The 1001-nt window shown below is 64.1% G+C and carries 2 protein-coding genes; both read right to left on the bottom strand.

Going from position 1 to position 1001, the window contains the following annotated elements:
* Positions 1-315: efflux RND transporter permease subunit (locus tag KYK83_RS17040; RefSeq protein ID WP_222829095.1), on the bottom strand; the 315-nt coding region annotated here is incomplete at its 3' end.
* A 37-nt stretch (positions 316-352) separates the two neighbouring features.
* Positions 353-1001: efflux RND transporter periplasmic adaptor subunit (locus KYK83_RS17035; protein WP_222829094.1), on the bottom strand; the 649-nt coding region annotated here is incomplete at its 5' end.

Genomic DNA, 1001 nt, shown 5'->3' with positions numbered 1-1001 from the left:
GAAATAGATGTCGGTCCCTTCCTCGAAAATCGCGGTCACCTGGCTGAACCCGTTGCGCGATATCGAGCGGGTCATCTCCAGACCCTCGATACCGGCAAGCCCGGTCTCGACAGGATAGGTGACCTGCGTCTCGACTTGCGAGGGCGACAAGGCTGGTGCCTCGGTGTTGATCTGCACCTGTACGTTGGTGATATCGGGTACGGCATCGATGGGCAGGCGCAGCAAATTCACCACGCCATAGATTGCCACACCGAGCGTCAGCACGACCATTGCCCAGCGAAAGCGCACGGCGACGTCGAGGATCATGCCGATCAGGCCATGGCGGTGGGAGCGATCAGCGTCCTGCATGTGATCAGTGTCCATGCTCGGCCTCCTCCTTCTCGAGTTCAGCCTTCAGCAAAAAGGCATTGGCGGTGGCGATCCGCCACTGCGCTTCGAGACCGGACTCGATGACCACCCGTCCTCCCGAACGCGCACCGGTGACCACCGGACGGGCTTGAAACCCGCGGCGCGTGCGAACGAAGACCACTTCTGCGCCATCGATTGTCTGGACAGCACTTTCCGGCACCGATATGCGGCCTGTGTCGACCTCACCCGAGGGGCGGATACGTGCCTGCAGGAAGGCCCCGGGTTGCAGGCCGGGGATCGGCCTTGCGAGCGACAGGACCGCCGTAGCGCTGCGGCTTTCGGGATCGAGCGAGGGAGTGACAGACCGCACGCGCGCACCCACTTCCCGGTTGTCCGCGATTTCCAGAGTCGCCTCGTCGCCAGGCTGGATGCGGCTTGCTTCAGCCGAAGGGAGGGCAACCTCGACCTGCATGCCGCTCGGATTCACGACCTGATAGAGTTCTTCCCCGGCATCGACGAAGGAGCCGAGAACGATAGGCGCCGAGGTCACTCGGCCTGCGAGCGGGCTCGTAACCGCAAGGGAGCGCCCGTCGCCGCTAACGCCCGCCGCGGAGACTGCTGCTTGGGCGCGCGCAAGTTCCGACTGGGCGACT

The sequence above is a fragment of the Qipengyuania pacifica genome (genome assembly GCF_019857205.1).
Lineage (GTDB): Bacteria > Pseudomonadota > Alphaproteobacteria > Sphingomonadales > Sphingomonadaceae > Qipengyuania > Qipengyuania pacifica.
Note: the sequence above shows the minus strand (reverse complement) of the source record. Positions and strands in the feature narration are given on the sequence as shown.